At 50.8% G+C, this 2,280-nt stretch carries 1 protein-coding gene; it reads right to left on the reverse strand.

What is annotated here, in order from left to right; translation table 11 throughout:
• Positions 1–518 precede the first annotated feature (518 nt).
• The coding region (locus tag QJQ48_RS27780; RefSeq protein WP_346294452.1) for a protelomerase family protein at positions 519–2,280 on the reverse strand (1,762 nt) is incomplete at its 5' end.

Here is a 2,280-nt window from a genome sequence, read left to right on the forward strand (position 1 = left end):
AGGCTGATGCTTGATGTATGATGCCCGCTTTTTTAGGTGATAGAACATGTTGTTTTTACCTAAAAAATACAGTTTCAGGAGTTGAAAATTTGAGTTTAACCCTGCTGCTCTAACTACAGAAACCCAATTTAAGAAACACTTCAGCAGGGATACGGAAACCAGCTGCTATAGCTGGTTTACAATCAGTGAAAGCACTGAAGTGATTGTTTTCAACCTGAGTGGTACAGAAAAAACTTTTAGCTGCTCAATTTACTGGATCTACACCGTCAGCATTTTGCAGTAGATATGGGCACTTCATCTACGATCTGGCTTAATCAATTCGGGCAATCCTCTCTATATCTATAGAACCTATTTATGCTCTCTGAGCAGGAGGCAGGCAACTGAGCATTCTTGAAAGATGAGCGATACTAAGCCGCGATCTTGGTTGGTAGTGCATCGAGACCTGGTAGCTGGTTGCCTTGGGCGATGAACTACTCAACAAGTTGGCGTTTTTTTGTCAGGTTGTATCAGCAATTGCCCTATGGTTGCTCCTTCTCTACGAACTTCACGAATTGTTCAGTCGAGTCTTTACCCCGGTTGTGATAGGAGGGATTGTCAACACCTCCTATCTGATGGAGCTGTTCAATGGCTTCTTTTTCCTCATCCATGAATGTCTTAGCAGCTTTACGGTTGATGCCAAATTCGCGTTCCAAGAGTCCGGCATTGATGGCGTAAGTATCGTCAGGATGCTGCTGGTTCCATTGAGAGATGGCGTTGAAGATAGCCTTAGCTCTATCTTTGGCACTATTGGCTCTAGTTTCAGCTGGCTGCGGTTCCAGGGTCGGCTGAGTAGAGCTGTCGTCTGATTGCTGTGTTTCCTGTGTTTGCGGGGGTGCTTGCGTGGAGGTGCCTAAGAACGCCTGTCGAATCGCATCGAACTGCTGCAGCTGCTGCTGAAGCTGAGCATTCTGCTGTTGCAGGTGTTCAATCTTCTTTGTCAGCTCCCGGTGAGGCTCATTTGTACCGCCAGAGTCAACCTGCTGTTTGAGCTGTTTGTTTTCTGCTCTAAGGGTTTCTAGCTCGGTAGTCAGCCAGCGGAGAGTCGCAGCTTGATGAGCGATCGCTTCGAGGGCATCGGGTTGAAGCTGAGGCGTTTGCTGTTGCTGCTTCCAGTTAGCTTCAGCTTGGCCCAGCACAGCGCGTAGGGCCTCAGCACTGTTGCCATGTTCACCGAGCTGGGCGGCGAGTTTGTGCAGGCGATCGACATCGCTGGTGTAGAGAGAAGTCTGAGTTGTACTTGCAGGAGGCATTGTGGTTTGAGTAAGTGGTGAAGGTTCTGGAGATGAGGGTGTTTCGCTAGGTAGCGGCGGCAGACCGTTAGCGGCGATTTTGACCCCCCGCGCTCGAATCAGCTCGCCATTTGGTCTGGCTAGCCGGTAGTGAAAGTAGTGGTCAGTGGCCCTGGAGTTGGGGGTGACTTTGCCTTCCAAGACATGGCCCAGGTAGTGCTGTAAGAAGCGATGTTCATGCTGCCATTCGGGGCAGAAGAAGTGAATAGCGATCGCGCCGTAGATGCCGCGCAGCCGGTGAATAGAGACAGTCTTGAAGCCTTCGGGCACAGGGACAATTTCTGTCTGTTGAAAATACTTTCTGACCTGACGGTTGATGCGAGTATTGAGGGCATCGATGCGAGGATCATCATGAGCGGCTTCAGCATTGACCAGTGGTGCGATCGCCTTGAGCTGGCGGAAGCGCTCGATAGCAGGCAGTAAGTCTTTGGCTGGAATCAGGGTCAAGATATCGAAAGAGAGGGGCTGTGCCTTCTTTTGCTGACCGCTGAAGTGGAGCGCGTAGGGATAGGCAGTCAGTTCAAAGCTGCCCTTGCTAATCACCTCTGTGTGTCTGCGTCCGGTCAGGGCTGCGATGGCGATCGCTAGCAGACGTTCATCCTTAGCCTCTAGCAGACTGACAACCTGACCCAGATAGCGCTGCAAAGGAATGACCTGCAAGCTGTCTTGACGGCGGTTGTTGTTAGCGGTGGTGGACTGTCTAAGTGTTTGATAGGTTGCCTGGTCATACTTGAGATGCTTGAGCGCATAGTGCTCGCGGCTGGTGCCAGAATCAGAGCCATCGAGTTTTTGCCAGTGTTTCAGGTAAGAATTTTGCTCAGTCAGGGTCAGCTTACCGGCTTCGATTGCCTCTAGAATCAGCCGTCGATAGGTAGAGAGATACTGGCTGCTGATGGACTGCCTGGGATAGCCTTCTTCGAGCAAATCGATTTCAGCGCTAGCGAGCTGAGCG

The organism is Sphaerothrix gracilis Ecp01 (assembly GCF_030405905.1).
In the GTDB taxonomy this organism is placed as follows: Bacteria; Cyanobacteriota; Cyanobacteriia; order Phormidesmidales; family Phormidesmidaceae; genus Sphaerothrix; species Sphaerothrix gracilis.